Origin of the sequence: Streptomyces sp. NPDC049585, assembly GCF_040675615.1 — a bacterium.
GTDB lineage: Bacteria > Actinomycetota > Actinomycetes > Streptomycetales > Streptomycetaceae > Streptomyces > Streptomyces luteosporeus.
In genome coordinates, this window is sequence record NZ_JBFAPE010000004.1 from 184,106 (window position 1) to 200,872 (window position 16,767).

Below are 16,767 nucleotides of genomic sequence, written 5' to 3' on the forward strand. Positions count from 1 at the left end.
GTGGACCGTCGGTCCGTTCGATGTGCCCTACACCTGAAACGGGACAACCCGATCGTCGACGACCACCGGGTGCACGGTGTGCGCACCCTGCCCGGGGTCACCTTCCTCGACATCGTCCACCGGCTGCTCGCCGCGCGCGACGTCCCGCTGGACCGCACCGGGCTGAGCGACGTGCTGTTCGTCGAGCCGGTGGTCACCACCGAGTCCTTCGACCGCGAACTGACCGTCGAGCTGGTGCCCGACGGTCCGGTCTTCCGGGTGACGGCGACCAGCCGCCGCATGCAGGACGGCGTCCCCGCCGACGACGCGGTGACCACCCACCTGCAGGCGACCCTGCGCACCGACCTGCCCCCGCTCACCGGCACGCTGGAGCCCGCACCCGCCGGCGGTACCGCGGCCGACGTCGCCGCGGTGTACGCGACGGGGCGGTCGGCCGGCATCGAGCACCGGGCGTTCATGCGGTGCCTGGGCACCCTGCGGGCGACCGCGGACCGGGTACGCGCCGAGATCGCGCTCGGCGACGAGGCCCGGGCCACGGTGGCGGACTTCCTCCTGCACCCCGCCCTGCTCGACGGTTCGACCATGCAGTCGTACGCGCTCGCCTTCGACGGCGCGGACGCGGACGGGCGCCCGCTCATCCCCCTGCACATCGCCGCCTTCCGCGCGGCCCGCCCGCTCGGCGATGCCTGCACCGTCGACCTGCGCCTGAAGAGGGCCGGGGACGGCGCGGCCCGGGACGTCGTCAAGGCGGACATCGACCTGTACGACCGCTCGGGCGCGCTCGCCGCGCAGTTCACCGGGCTGACCTTCAAGCGGGTCCGCTCCGCCGCGTCGATCACCCGGCTCACGACGGCCACGACCACGCCGTCCGCCGCACTTCCCGTTACCGCGCCACCGGCCGCCGTACCACCGGCCGTCACGCTTCCGGCCGCCACCAGCGGCGAACCGGGCGACCTGCGGACGGAGATCGTCGACCTGGTCCGCGGGACCGTAGGCGACCCCGGGCTCGTCGTGGACACCGACCGCGGCTTCTACGACCTGGGGCTGGAGTCCACCCAGCTCCTGGCGCTGGTACGCGCTCTGGAGGAACGTTTCGACGTCCCGCTCTACCCCACCCTGCTGTTCGAGTACCCGACGGTCGACGCCGTCGCGGACCACCTCGCCGGACTGCTGCCCGACGACTGGCACACCCGCACCCCCGCCACCCCGGCCCCCGACGCACCGCAGACGGATGCCCCCGCACGCACCGGCTGTCTGACCGGCGTGTGGCAGGAGGCCCCCAGGCCTGCCGGGCGCGCCCCCGAACCACTGCTCGTGATCGGCGACCTGACGGTCCGCCCGGACCAGATCACCGTCCGGCGCGGCCCGGCCTTCCGCCGCATCGCCGCCGACGCCTACGAACTGCGCCCCGCCGAGACCGCGGACCTGCAGCTGCTGCTCGCCGACCTCGGCACCCGGCCCGGCGCGATCCTGCACGTGGCCGAGGACGGCGGCGCCGACCTCCCCACCGCCGTGCGGTCGGCCTGCGGCGAGGTGCTCGCCCTGGCCCAGGTCCTCGCGACCGGTCCGGCCCCGGTCGTGCACGTGGGACCGGCGCCGGTGGCCGCCGCGGTGGCCGGCCTCGCCCGTACCGTGCGCCTGGAACAGCCGAGCCTGGCGATCACCGCCGTCGCGTGCGACGGCCCCGCCGAAACGGACGCGCTGCTGGCGGAGTTCGGTGACCTCTCCGAGCCCTGGGTGCGGCACACCCCCGGGCGCCGGTACGTCCGTCGCTACCGTGACGCCGAGCCCGTGCCCGGGGCCGCGTCCGCGCTGCGCCCCGGCGGCGTCTACCTGATCACCGGCGGGGCGGGCGGCATCGGCCGGGAGCTCGCCGCTCGGATCACCGAGCGCGGCGCCACCGCCGTCCTGGCCGGACGCAGCCCGCAGCCGCAGCCGGTGACCGGGCACTACGTGCGGGCCGACGTCACCGTCGCCTCCGAGGTGGCGGCCCTGGTCTCCGGCGTCCTGGAGCGGTTCGGCCGGCTCGACGGCGTCGTCCACGCGGCCGGGGTGCTGCGCGACGGCCTGTTCACCGCCAAGTCGGCCGCGGACCTCGCGGCCGTCCTGGAGCCCAAGGTCCGCGGCACGGTCCTGCTGGAGGCGGCCACCCGCCACCTGGACCTCGACTTCTTCGCCGTGTTCTCCTCCGTGACCGGTGTCGCCGGCAATGCGGGCCAGAGCGACTACGCCGCCGCCAACGCCTTCCTCGACGCCTACGCCCGCGAGCGCGGGCTCGTCTCCTTCGCCTGGCCGCTGTGGGCCGAGGGCGGCATGCGCACGGACGCGGCCGCCGAGGCGCTCTTCCGCCGCCAGGGGCAGGTCCCCCTGCCGACGGCGGCCGGCCTGGACGTCTTCGAGCAGGCGCTCGCCCTGTCCGGCACCGAGGTCGTCGTGCTCCACGGCGACCCCGAGCGGGCCCGTACGGCGCTCGGCCTGCCCGCCGCCGAGGCCGCCCACCAGGACAGCACCCCCGAGCCCGTACGCCGCACATCGCGGCCGGCCGCCCTCGCGGACCGGAGCGGCACCGACCAGGACATCGCGGTCATCGGCGTCGCCGGCCGCTACCCCATGGCCGAGGACCTCGACCAGTTCTGGACCAACCTGCGCACCGGGCGCGACTGCGTCACCGGGATCCCCGCCGAGCGGTGGGCGACGGACGGCTTCTACGAGCCCGGGCGCGCCGCCGGGCGCTCGTCCAGCAAGTGGGGCGGATTCCTGCAGGACATCGACGCGTTCGATCCCGCCTTCTTCCGCATCACCCCGCGCGAGGCCGAGGGCATGGACCCGCAGGAGCGGCTGTTCCTGCAGACCACCTGGCACGCCCTGGAGGACGCCGGCCTGACCCGCGCCGACGTCGCCGGGCGCGCGGTGGGCGTCTTCGCCGGAGTGATGTTCACCCAGTACCAGATGCTCGGCCTGGGCGCCGAGGACCGGCTGCCCGTGCTGCCCACCTCCTTCTCCTCGGCCGTGGCCAACCGCGTCTCCGCCTTCCTCGACCTGCGCGGCCCCAGCCTGGCGCTGGACACGATGTGCTCCTCGTCCCTGACCGCCCTGCACCTGGCCTGCCAGAGCCTCACGTCCGGCGAGAGCGAACTCGCGCTCGCCGGCGGCGTGAACCTCATGGTCCACCCCTACAAGTACCTGCACCTGAGCCAGGTCGGCTTCGTCTCCTCCGACGGCCGCTGCCGCGCCTTCGGCGCCGGCGGGGACGGCTACGTGCCCGGCGAGGGCGTCGGCGTCGTCGTGCTCAAGCCGCTGGCCCGCGCCCTGGAGGACGGCGACCGGGTCCTCGGCGTCATCAAGGGCAGCGCCGTCAACCACGGCGGACGGGCCGGCGGCTTCTTCGTGCCCAACCCCGCCGCCCAGACCGACGTGATCCGAGCCGCCCTGCGCCGGGCCGGCACCGACCCCGCGTCCATCGGCTACGTCGAGGCGCACGGCACCGGCACCGCGCTCGGCGACCCGATCGAGATCACCGCCCTGGCCCGGGCCTACGGCGACGCACGGACCCGGATCGGGTCGGTGAAGTCCGGCATCGGACACCTGGAGCCGGCCGCCGGGATCGCCGGCCTGACGAAGGTCCTGCTGCAGCTGCGCCACCGCACCCTGGTGCCGTCCCTGCACGCCGACCCGGCCAACCCCGACATCGACTGGGACTCCCTGGGCCTGCGCGTGCAGCGCACGGCGGAGCCGTGGCCCGCCGGCGAGGGCACCCCGCGCCGGGCCGCCGTCAGCGCCTTCGGCGCGGGCGGCGCCAACGCCCATGTCGTCGTCGAGGAGTACCCGCAGGCGCCGTCCTCGGACGCCGGCGCCGTCGGACCGCAGGCCGTCCTGCTCTCCGCCCGCACGCCCGAGGCCCTGCGCGAACTGGCGCAGCGCTACCTGGACCTGCCCGCGGCCGACCGCCTCGCCCAGGTCGCCGAGCTCGCCGGCCTCGCCGGCGCCGACCCCGAGGCCGAACTCGACGAACTCGGCCTGGACGCCGACGACCTGCGCCGGCTGGCCCGCGCCCTGGAAGAGCGCTTCCCCGGCCGGGCCCCGCACGTCGACGCCCGCTCCACCCTGGCCGGCCTGGCCGCCGGCCTGCCGGGCGGCGGCGCGACGGACGTCCCGCTGGCCGACATCGCCTACACCACCCAGACCGGCCGGGAGGCCATGGCCGAGCGCCTCGCCGTCGTCGCCTCCGACACGGAGGAACTGCGTTCCGCGCTGCGGGCCTTCCTGGACGGCTCGCCGACGGCCGGCCACCGCGGCACCGTCACGACGGCGGCCGGCGTCGCCGCCCCCGACTCCACCGACCCCCACGTCCTCGCGCGCAGCTGGGCGGCGGGCGCCGCCCCCGACTGGCGCGCCCTGCACCGCGACCGCAAGGCCCGCAAGGTGGCGCTGCCGCTCTACCCGTTCGCCCGCGTCCGGTGCTGGGTCGACGTCGACCGCCCGGCCCCGGCCGCACAGGCGCCCGGCGCGCCCACGGCTGCCGCGCACACGCCGGCTGCCGTGGCCGAAGCGCCGACCGCTGCGGCCCCCGCCGTGGTGACCGCCCCGGCGCGCGCCACCGTGGCCGCCGCCCCCGCACCGCAGCCGGCCGCGCCGGCCCCCGTCACCCCCGAGCCCGAGGCGCTCCCGCTGGACGTCCCCTCCTGGGAGCCCTGTCCCGCCCCCGGCCCGCTCCCGGCGCCGGACGGCCCCGTCGTGGTGCTGTACGCCCCCGGGCGCGAGCGCCTCGCCCGTGACCTGACCGCCCGTCATCCGGGCGCGCACCTGGTGGAGCTCGGCGCACCCGTGCCCGTACAGCCGCGCCTGGTCTACCTGCTGACCGGCACCACCACCGCGCACACCACCGCGAGCGAGCAGGAGCGGGTCGCGCACGCCGAGGCCACCGGCGTCCATGCCCTGGCCCACCACGCGCGCCAGTGGTCGCGCCTGCCCGCCCTCGACTGGGTCGTCGTCACCACCGGCGCCGCCGCCGCGCCCGGCCGCGGGGTCGACGACCCCTATGCCGCCGGCGTCATCGGCTTCGCCCGCGTCCTGGAGAACGAGCACCCCGGCTGGACGGTCGCCACCGTCGACCTCGACCCCGCCCGCGCGTCCGCGGACCTGGTGGCGCCGGCCGCCCGCGGCAGCCGCCTGGCCTGCACCGGGGACGTCCACCACACCCAGGTCCTGCACCCGGCCCCCGCCGCCGACGGTCCACTGCCCCTGCGCCGCGGCGGCACGTACGTCGTCATCGGCGGCGCCCGCGGCATCGGGGCGGCGATCGCCCGCCGGCTCGTCGCGGAATGGGACGCCCGCGCCGTCCTGGTCGGCCGCAGCGAGCTGCCCGCCGGCACCGACCTGGGCGCCGGAATCCGCTACCTGCAGTGCGACGCGACCGACAGCGCCCGCCTGGCCGCCCTCCTCGACGAGGCCGGCCCCGTGCACGGCATCGTGCACGCCGCCCTCGTCCAGCGCGACCGGCTGGTGCGCAACATGTCCGAGGCTGACCTCACCGAGAGCCTCGCCGCCAAGTCCGGTGTCGCGGCCGCCCTGGCCGACGCGCTGCGCGGACGCGCGCTCGACTTCCTGGTGTTCTTCTCCTCCGCGCAGTCCTTCCTCGGCGACCCGGGACTGGCCAACTACGCGGCCGGCTCCACCTTCCTGGACGCCTACGCCCACGCCCTCGACGCCCGCCTGCCGTACCCGGTGCGCGCCGTCGACTGGGGCTTTTGGGGCACGGTCGGCGCGGTGGCCGACGACACCCACCGGGACGGCCTCACCGCGGCCGGCTTCCACTCCATCACGCCCGAGGCGGGATTCGCCGCGCTCGTACGGGCCCTGCGGCAGCCGGCACCCCAGGCCGTCGCCGTGCCCGGCACCGCGGCCCTGCGCGGGCGGATGGGAGCGACGAGAACGGAGACCACGGACGTGACCGGCACCGGCGGGCACCCGAGCACCGCGACCCAGCGCGTGGTGGACGACTTCCACGCGCTCGACCGGCAGATGACGGCCCTCGCCCAGGGCGCCCTGCTCGCCCTGCTCGACGGCATGGGCGCCTTCGAGGGACCCGCCGCGGACGCGGCCGAGGTCGCCCGCCGCGTCGGGGTCACCCCCCGCTACGAGCGGCTGCTGCACACCCTGCTCGACATGCTCGCCCGGGCCGGCCTGACCGACACCGCGGACGGCCGCCACCGCCCCGCCCCCGCCGCCCTGGCCGAGGCCCGCGCCGGCGGCCACCTGCGGCGGCTCGCCGAACTGGCCGACACCCACCCCGAGTCGGCGGTCTTCGTCCGGCTGCTGGCCCTGTGCCTGGAGCGCTACCCCGAGCTGCTGCGCGGCGAGCTGCTCGCCACCGACCTGCTCTTCCCCCGGTCCGGCACCTCGCTCATGGAGAGCATCTACAAGGGCAATCCCATCAGCGACCTCTACAACGACCTGCTCACCGAGCACCTCGTCGGGCACGTCCGGCGGCGCCTGGCCGAGCTGCCGGCCGGCACCCCGGTGCGCATCCTGGAGGTCGGCTCCGGCACCGGCGGCACCTCCGCCGGACTGCTGCGCGCCCTGCGCCCGTACGGCGAGCGCGTGGAGTACTGGTACACCGACCTGTCGGTCACCTTCCTCGCCCACGGCAAGCGGGAGTTCGGCGCCCAGTACCCCTTCCTGAAGTTCAAGCGCCTGGACCTGGACACCGACCCCGTCGCCCAGGGCTTCCCGGCGCAGGGCTTCGACCTCGCCGTCGCCGCGAACGTCCTGCACGCCACCTCCGACGTGGGCCGTGCCGTGCGCCACCTGCGCGGCGTGCTGCGCACCGGGGGCGAGTTGCTGTTCAACGAGCTGACCACGGTCACCCTGCCCGCCACCGTCACCTACGGGCTCTTCGACGGCTGGTGGGCCCACGGCGACACCACCCTGCGCCTGCCCGGCTCGCCGCTGCTGGACGTCCCCGGCTGGACCCGGCTGCTCGCCGGGGAGGGCTACGAGGTCACCGCCGCCCTGCCGGACTCCGCCGAGACCACCCGCAACTTCCAGCACGTCGTCGTGGCCCGGGCCGCCGAGGCCGCCCCGGCCGCCGGCGCCTCCTTCACCGACGCGCTCCTGGCCCTGACGTCGGACGCCTCCGGCATCCCGCTCGGCGACCTCGACCTCGACCGCGCCATCGGCGACTACGGCTTCGACTCGGTCAGCTACAGCCTCCTCGCCGGACGGCTCAACGACGACTTCGGCCTGGACGTGACCCCCGCGCTGTTCTACGAGACGCCCACCCTGCGCTCCCTGGCCGAGCGCCTCGTACGCGACAACCCCGCGCTGGCGCAGGCAACCGCCCCTGTGGCCGTCGAGGCGGAGCAGCAGCCGGAACCGGCCGCCGCCCCGGCCCCGGCGGCACCCGCCCCCGCGCCGCCCGCCGAGCCCGAGGCGATCGCCGTCGTCGGCATGGCCGGGCGGATGCCCGGCAGCCGCGACCTGGACGCGTTCTGGCAGCACCTGGTGGCCGGCGACGACCTGGTCGCCGACGTGCCCGCCGACCGCTGGGACTGGCGCGCCCTCCCCGACGGCGTGCACGCCCGCCGCGGCGGCTTCGTCCACGACGTGGAGATGTTCGACCCGCTCTTCTTCGGCATCTCGCCGCACGAGGCCGCCGGCATGGACCCGCAGCAGCGACTGGTCCTGCAGGGCGTGTGGAGCGCCCTGGAGGACGCGGGCCTGGCACCGGGCGCCCTCGCGGGCTCGAACACCGGCCTGTTCATCGGTGCCGGATCCAGCGACTACGAGGAGGTCCGCAGGGCCGCGGGCATCCCCGTCGACGCCCACGCCGCCACCGCCACCACGCACTCCATCCTCGTCAACCGCGTCTCCTACCTGCTCGACCTGCACGGCCCCAGCGAACCGGTCAACACCGGCTGCTCCAGCTCCCTGGTGGCCATCCACCGCGCCGCCGAGGCCATCCGGGCGGGGGAGTGCGACATCGCCGTGGCCGGCGGCGTCAACCTCCTGCTCTCGCCCCACAACCACGTCCTGCTCAGCAGCACCGGCATGCTCGGCCCGGACGGCCGCTGCCGCACCTTCGACGCCCGCGCCAACGGCTTCGTACGCGGCGAGGGCTACGGCCTCGTCGTCCTGACCCGGGCCGGCCGCGCCGCCCGCCACCGCGTACGGGCCTGGCTGCGCGGCACCGCCGTCAACCACGGCGGCCGCGCCCGGTCGCTGACCGCGCCCAACCCGGCCGCCCAGGCGGCGATGATCGTACGGGCGCACGAGCGCGCCGGCACCGACCCCACCACCGTCGGCTACCTCGAGACCCACGGCACCGGCACCGAACTCGGCGACCCCGTCGAGATCAACGGCCTGCGCCTGGCCTTCGACGAACTGCACGCCCGCCGGGGCCGCCCGGCACCGGCCGAGCCCTACTGCGCCCTGGGAGCGGTCAAGGCCAACATCGGCCACCTGGAGTCCGCCGCCGGCGCCGCCGGCGTCATCAAGGTGCTCCTCGCCCTGGAGCACGGCGTGCTGCCGCCCGTGGCCGGCCTCGGCGAGCAGAACCCGCACCTGCGCCTGTCCGGCAGCCCCTTCCACCTGCCGCGCACCGCGCAGCCCTGGCCGCGCCCGGCCGGCGCCCCGCGCCGCGCGGGCGTGAGCTCCTTCGGCTACGGCGGGGTCAACGCCCACGTCGTCCTGGAGGAGGCCCGGCCCGCGCAGGAGCCGCAACGGCCGCGCGGCCCCTGGGTGTTCCCGCTGTCCGCGCGGACGCCCGAGGCCCTGAGCCGGTACGCGACGGCGCTGCTCGACGCCCTGGACCGGGCCCCGGAGCTCGCCGACGTGGCGTACACCCTCCAGCACGGGCGGGACGCCATGGACGTACGCCTGGCCGTCACCGCCGGCGACCGGCAGACCCTGGCCGCCGCGCTCGCGGCCGCCGCCCGCGGCGCCGACCACCCCGCGCTGGCCCGGCCCCAGGGCACCGCGCCCGCCGATCGCTGGGTGGCCGGCGAGCAGGTCGCCTGGCCCGGGGACGGCGTCCTGATCCCGCTGCCCACCTACCCGTTCGAACGCCGCCGCTGCTGGGTGGACACCCAGGAGCCGCAGGAGCCGCAGGAGACGCAGGAGTCGCGGCAGCCCGAGCAGCAGCCTGCCGCCGCGGCCCCGGCGGGCCTGTACGCACCGCGCTGGCAGCCCGTCGCCGACCCGACCACCCACGCCCGGCCCACCGGCCCCGTCTGGGTGCTCGGCCACGACGGCTCCCCGGCCGCCGGCGTCCACCGCATCGGCGGCGCGCCCCTGGACACGCTGCCGACCCCCGTGGCGGTCCACGCCGTGGTCACCGGCGAGGCCGGCGTCCTGGAGCTGTTCCGCGTCGTCAAGCACCTGCAGGCACGCCCGGCCGCGGCCGGCGACCTCGCGCTGACGGTCGTCACCCGCGGCGCCGCCGCGGTGGACGGCGCGCCCGCCGACCCGCTCGCCGCCGCCGTGCCGGGCCTGGCCCGCTCGGTGCGGCACGAGTGCGAGCGCTGGCACGTCACCACCGTCGACCTCGCCGCGGACACCCCCGCCGCACCCTTGACCACCGCCCCCTTCACCACCGCCCCCGGCGACTACGCGCTGCGCGCCGGCCGCTGGTACCGGCAGGTGCTCGTGCCCGTCGACGGCCCGGCGCCGGCCGCCCCGGTGCTGCGCGAGGGCGGGACGTACGTGATCGTCGGCGGCACCGGCGACATCGGGCTGGACGTCGCGGAGCAGTTGGTGCAGCGGTACCGCGCCAGGGTCGTCCTCGTCGGGCGCTCGGCGCCGGACGCGGCCAAGGCCGCCCGCATCCGGGCCGTCGACCCGTCCGGCACCGCGCTGGAGGTCCTCCGGGCCGACGCCGCCGATCCGGAGCAGCTGCGCGCGGTGTTCGACCGCGTGGGCGTCGTGCACGGAGTCGTGCACACGGTGACCGTGCCCAGCGACCGGTCGCTGGCGGCCATGGACGAGGAGTGGTTCCTGCGCGGGCTGGCCGCCAAGAGCCGTACCACCGCCGCGCTCGCCGAGGCGCTGGGCGAGCGCCGACTGGACTTCCTCGCAGTGTTCTCCTCCGTCCAGTCCTTCCTCGGCAACCCCGGCCAGGCGGCCTACGCGGCCGGCTGCACCGCCCAGGACGCCGTCGCCCACGCGCTCGCCGCGCGGCTGCCGTACCCCGTGCGGGTCGTGAACTGGGGGGCCTGGGCGGGCTCCGCGCTCACCGAGCGCCACCGCGACCGGCTGGTCGCCGCGGGTGTCCACCCGCTCTCACCGCAGGCGGGATTCGAGGCGCTGGGCCAGGTGCTCGGCCGGCAGGAGGTACAGGTGGCAGTGGTCTCCGCAACGGACGCATTCCTCGGCCGCATCGGCGTCACCACGGGCGAGGCCCCGGCCCCTGCCCCGGCGGCGGCCCCGGCCCCGATGCCCGCTGTTGCGGCAGCTCCCGCCGAGGGGGCGTGGCGCAAGGCCGTGGCCGGCGAACTGCTGGGCCTGCTCTGCGAGGTGGCCGGCATCCGGCCGGGCGAGCTCGCCCCCGACGACCTGCTCAGCCGCTTCGGCTTCGACTCCATCATGTACACGCGCCTGAGCCACCTGGTGAACGTGCGCTGGGACCTCGACCTCACGCCCGCCGCGTTCTTCGGCGTGGCCACGGCCGACGACCTCGTCGACAAGATCCTGCGGGACCACGGCAGCGACCTGGCCGCGGCCGTGCGTCCGGCCGTGCCCGCCCCGGAGCAGGCGCCCGCACCGCGTCCGGCCGTCGTGACGGCGCCTGCCGCGCCGGCGCCCGTACCCGCGCCCGTGACCGCCCCGGCGTCCTTCGCCGGTGAGCCCGGCGAGCCCGTCGCCGTCGCCATCGTGGGCATGGCGGGCGTGCTGCCGGACTCCGACGACCTGGACGAGTTCTGGCAGCACCTGACCGCGGGCGACGACCTCGTCCGCGAGATCCCGGAGGACCGCTGGGACTGGCGGCGCCTGCACGGCGACCCGGAGCCCGGGCAGTTCCGCACGACGGCGAAGTGGGGCGGCTTCCTGCGCCGGGTCGACCTGTTCGACCCGCAGTTCTTCGGCATCTCGCCGCACGAGGCCGTGGCCATGGACCCGCAGCACCGGCTCGTCCTGGAGGCCTCCTGGAGCGCGCTCGAGGACGCCGGCATCCGGCCGTCCGCGCTCTCCGGCACCGACACGGGCGTCTTCATCGGCAGCGGCACCTACGACTACTTCGAGCTGCAGCACGCTCTCGGCGTCCCGCTCGACGGCTACAGCACCGTCGGCCGGGCCCACGCGATCATGTCCAACCGGGTGTCCTACCTGCTGAACCTGCGCGGGCCCAGCGAGACCCTCGACACCGCCTGCTCCTCCTCCCTCGTCGCCGTGCACCGCGCGGCCGAGGCCATCCGGCACGGTGACTGCGACGTCGCGCTGGCCGGCGGCGTCAACGTCATCGCCTCGCCCACGCTGTTCGTCGACATGAGCCAGGCCGACATGCTCAGCCCCGACGGCCGCTGCCGCACCTTCGACGCCCGCGCCAACGGCATCGTGCGCGCCGAGGGCGTCGGCGTGGTGGTCCTCAAGCGCCTGGACGCGGCGATCGCGGACGGCGACGTCATCCACGCCGTCCTGCGCGGCAGCGCCGTGGGCCACGGCGGCCGCACCAACTCGCTGACCGCCCCCAACCCGGACGCGCAGGCCGCCTGCATCCTCAAGGCGCACCGCCGCGCCGGCGTCGACCCGCGCACCGTCACCTACGTCGAGACCCACGGCACCGGCACCGAACTCGGCGACCCCGTCGAGGTCGAGGGCCTGAAGGCGGCCTTCGCCCAGCTCTACGCCGACCACGGCGCCGAGTGCACGGAGGCCCACGTGGCGCTGGGGGCGGTGAAGACCAACACCGGCCACCTGGAGGCGGCCGCCGGTGTCACCGGCCTGATCAAGGCCCTGCTCGCCATGCGGCACCGGGAGATCCCCGGCAACCTGCACCTGGAGACCCCCAACCCGCACCTGCGCCTGGACGGCAGCCCGCTGCGCGTGGTGACCGGGCGCGAACCGTGGCAGCGCGTGCGCACGCCCGACGGCGCCGAGGCACCCCTGCGCGCCGGGGTGAGCTCCTTCGGCCTGGGCGGCGTCAACGCCCACCTGGTGGTCGAGGAGTACCGCGAGGAGCCGGTCGCCGCCGCCCCGGCGGGCCCGCAGTTGTTCGTCCTGTCCGCCAAGGACCCGGAGCGGCTGCGCGGTTACGCCCAGCGCGTGGCCCGCTGGGCCGCGGAGCACGACGACGTCGCGCCGGCCGCCCTCGCCCGTACGCTGCAGACCGGCCGCGAGGCCTTCGGCGAGCGCCTCGCCGTCGTCGCCGACTCGCTGCGCGCGCTGGTGGGGGCGCTGGAGTCCTGGCTGGCCGACGGCAGCGCCCCCGGGGTGTTCACCGGCGACGGCAAGGACACCACCACCGCCCTGCTGCTGGAGGGCCCGGAGGGCCACCGGTACCTGAAGTCCGTGGTCGACGCCGGCCGGCTGGACAAGGTCGCCCGGCTGTGGGCCGGCGGCGCCCCGATCGACTGGGCCGAGCTGTGGCCGTCGGGAGCCCCCCGGCGGGTGCCCGCGCCGACGTACCCCTTCGCACGGGAGAGCTACTGGCTCACCCCCGGCCCGCGGTTCGACGCCGTCCAGGCCGCGGAGGCCGGCCTGGTGGCCGGCGGCGAGGACGACGGCGAGGACGACGGCACGGCGCCGGAGACAGCCGCACCCGAACCGACCCCACCCGCCGCTCCTGCCCTGCCCGCCGCTCCTGCCCCGGCCGTCCCGGACGCCGGTGACGACCCGGAGGCCGCCGTCCGCGAGCACGTGCGCGGACTCCTGGCCGCGCACCTGGGGATGCGGCCCGACCGGCTGCCCCTGGACCGGGTGCTGTCCGACGCGGGCGTGGACTCCCTCGGCCTGCGCCGGCTGAGCCGCCGCCTGGGCGCCGACTACGGCGTGGACATCCCCGCGCGGACGTTCGGCGTGGGGCAGACGGTGCGTGCGATGGCCCGGGCCGTGTTCGAGGCGTACGGGCCGCTGCCCGCGGCCGGGAAGGCCGCACCGGAGGCCCAGGCGGCCCCCGAACCGGCCCCCGAACCGGCCCCGGAACCGGCCGTGGACAAGGTCACGGCGCTGCTGGCGGGGCTGCGCAACGGCACCGTCCGCGTGGACGACGCACTGGCCGCACTGAAGGGAGGGACGAACCGATGAGCACCGAACTGCGCGACCTGCTGGCGGCGATCGCCGCCGGCGAGGTGTCCGACGAGGTGGCCGAGCTCCTGCTGCGGGGCCTGGTCGAGGCGGCACCCGCACCCGAGCCCGCACCCGCGCCCGTACGCGCGGTGGAGCCCGCGCCCGAGCCCGGCCCGTACCCGCTCAGCCGGGGACAGGCGGCGCTGTGGGCGATCCACGCCACCAACCCGCAGGCGACCTCCTACAATCTCCCGCTGGGCCTGTGGCTCGGCGACGACGTCGACCCCGGCCTGCTGGCCGAGGCGCTGGACGCCGTCGTGCGGCGCCACCCGGGCCTGCGCATCGCCGTCCGGCTGGACGCCGACGGGCCGGTGCAGGAGGTCACCGACCGCCCCGCGGACGTCACCCGGCTCGACCTGGGCCACGTCACCGACGGCGAGTTCGCCGCCCGCGTCCGCACCCTGGTGCGCCGCCCCTTCGACCTCGCCCACGACCCGCTGCACCGCATGTGGCTGATCACCGCGCCCGGCGGTGGCACGCTGCTGCTCCTGGTCTTCCACCACCTGATCACCGACGGCGTCTCCAGCCACCTCCTGCTGCGCGACATCGTCGCCTGCCACGACGCGCTGGCCGCCGGCCGCGAGCTCCCGCCGGTCGAACCGGCCGCGCCGTACGCGCAGTTCGTGCGCTGGCAGCGGGAGATGCTCGCCGGCCCCGAGGCCGAGGAGCACCGCCGCTGGTGGCTGGAGCGCCTCACCGGCGCCTCCAGCGCCCCGGTGACCGGTGCGCTCGCCGACCGCCGCCGGACCGCCCCGGCCTCGCACGCCGAGGGCGCGATGGTGCAGCTGCGGCTTCCCGAGGCCACCTGGAGTGCGGTGCGCGACACCGCCCGCGCGGCCCGGCTCACCCCGTTCGCCGTCGTCCTCGGTGCCTTCGCCGCCCTGCTGCACCGCCACTCCGGGCAGCGCGACATCAGCGTCATGGTGCCGACCGACGGCCGTCCCTCGCAGCGCTTCGACCGCACCGTCGGCTACCTCATCAACCCGGTGGTCCTGCGCCTGGACTGCGCCGGCGACACGCGCTTCACCGAGCTCATGGCCGCCGTCCAGGAACGGATGGCGGAGGCCGAGGACCACAGCGCCTACCCGTTCGCGTCCGTCGTCGACGACCTGCGCCGCACCTCGGACGCCGAGGCCGACTTCGGCATCGGCTTCTACATGCAGCAGGGCGTCGGCGGCGATCAGGACATGGCGGCCGGGCAGACCGTCTTCAAGGACGCCCTCGACCTGACCCAGGAGGGCGAGAACGACCTCGTCGTCGAGGTGGTCGTGCGCGGCGCCGGGGCCCACGTGTACGTCAAGTACGACCCCGCCCTCTTCGAGCGCGCCACGATCGAGCGGCTGGCCGAGCACTACCGGCTGCTGCTGGAAGCGGTGACGGCCGACCCCGACCGCCGCGTCCGCGACGTCGCCCTCGCCACCGAGGCCGAACGCGCCCTCGTCGCACGCGTCAACGCCACCCGCGCCGAGCGGCCCCGCGACGTCACCGCCGCGAGCCTCGTGCTCGACCAGGCCCGGCGCACCCCCGGGCGTACCGCCGTCGTCGACACCGAGGGACCGCTCACCTACGCCGGGCTCGCCGGACAGGTGCACGCCCTCACCCGGCTCCTCGCCGACCGCGGCGTGCGCCCCGGCGACCTGGTGGGCGTCCTCGTCGGCCGGCGGGCCGCGCTGATCACGGCCCTGCTCGCCGTCCAGGCCGCGGGGGCCGCCTACGTCCCCCTCGACCCGGACTTCCCCGCCGCCCGGCTCACCCACATCGCCACGGACGCGGGCCTGGCGGCCGTCGTCCTCGACGCGGACCTCGCCGACCGGCTGCCCGAGGACACCCCGGGCGTGCGCATCCCCCTGACCGCCCTGGAGCCGGCCGCGCCGGCGGAGCCGGTCGCCCGCCGCGACACCGACCTCGCGTACGTGCTCTACACCTCCGGGTCGACCGGGGCGCCCAAGGGCGTCGAGGTCACCCACGGCAACCTCGTCAACCTGCTCACCTCCATGGCCGAGCGCCCCGGCTGCGCCGAGGACGACACGCTGCTGGCCGTGACCACCGCCGGGTTCGACATCTCGGGCCTGGAGCTGCTGCTCCCGCTGACCCGCGGCGCCACCGTGCACGTCGCCCCCGCCGACGCCGTACGGGACGCCTTCGCGCTGGGCGAGCTCATCGGCACCTCGGGCGCCACGCTCGTCCAGGCCACGCCGGCCACCTGGGAGATGCTCCTGCACGCCGGCTGGACGGGCCGGGTGGCCAGGATCCTGTGCGGCGGGGAGGCCCTGACCCCCGAGCTCGCCGAGCGGCTGCTGGCCCGGTGCGACGAGCTGTGGAACATGTACGGCCCGACCGAGACGACCATCTGGTCCTCCACGCAGCGCGTACGCCGCCACCACCCCGTCACCGTCGGCACACCGATCGCCAACACCACCTTCCGCACGGCCGGCCCCGACGGCACACCCGTGCCGTTCGGCGCCGTCGGCGAACTGCTCATCGGCGGCGACGGCGTCGCCCGCGGCTACCGCGGCCGGCCCGAGCTGACGGCCGAGCGCTTCGTCGAGGACGCCACCACCGGCGAGCGGCTGTACCGCACCGGCGACCTGGCGCGCTGGTCGGCCGACGGCGAGATGGTGCTGCTCGGGCGGGCCGACCGGCAGGTGAAGCTGCGCGGCCACCGCATCGAGCTCGGCGAGATCGAGGCCGCGATCCGGCGCACCGGCGAGGTCGGCGACGTCCGCGTCGTCGTCCGCGAGGACCTCGCCGGGCACCCGCAGCTCGTGGCGTTCGTGACCGCCTCGGCGCAGGCCGGCGAGGCCGCCGCCCGCCGCATCGCCGCGTGGCTGCCCGCGTACATGCTGCCCTCGCGCACCGTGGCCCTGGCCCGGTTCCCGATGACCCCCAACGCCAAGGTCGACGCCGGCCCGCTCGCCGCGCTTCCCCTCGACGACCTGCTGCGCCGCTTCGGCCACGGCGACGAGCCGGCCGCGGCCGCCCGGCCCGAGCCGGCCGCGCGCCCCACGGCAGGTGCCGGCGACCTCGTGGCACTGCTGCGCCGGGCGGCGGCGGACGTGGCCGGGCTGACGGCGCAGCAGATCCCCGTCGACCGGCCGCTCGGCGAGGCGGGCTTCGACTCGATCGGCTTCACCCGGCTGGCGGTCGCCCTGCGCGAACGCTTCGGCATCACGGTGCGGCCGACCGTCTTCTATGCCCGCCCCGACCTCACCTCCCTCGCCGCATTCCTCGCCGACGCCCACCCGGGCGCCTTCACCCCGGCCGCCGCGGCACCCGTCGCGGCCGCTGCCGCACCCGCCGCCGCGCCGGCCGGCTACCCGCCGGTGGCGATCATCGGGATCGGCGGGCGGCTGCCCTCCTCCGCCACCCTGGAGGAGTTCTGGGGGCACCTCGCCGCCGGCCGCGACCTGACCCGGCCGTACCCGATGGAACGCGGCTTCTCCGCACGGGTGTTCCCCGAGGCCTTCCGGGGCTCCTACATCGACG

General features: G+C 76.6%; 2 protein-coding genes (1 of these 2 running past the window's edge). Both read left to right on the top strand.

Annotated elements, in window-relative coordinates:
- Positions 1-13,239 carry an SDR family NAD(P)-dependent oxidoreductase gene (locus AB0K17_RS06875; RefSeq protein WP_365982337.1) on the top strand — a complete coding sequence of 4,413 codons (13,239 nt, stop codon included), beginning with the start codon at positions 1-3 and terminating at the stop codon, positions 13,237-13,239.
- A protein-coding gene (locus AB0K17_RS06880) for an amino acid adenylation domain-containing protein (RefSeq protein WP_365982339.1) crosses the window boundary here: on the top strand, positions 13,236-16,767 show its 5' portion. Its footprint extends 1,112 nt past the window's final position; the window shows 3,532 of its 4,644 coding nt (coding positions 1-3,532); it begins with the start codon at positions 13,236-13,238; its stop codon lies beyond the right edge, outside the window. The genes AB0K17_RS06875 and AB0K17_RS06880 overlap by 4 nt, the downstream gene beginning before the upstream one ends.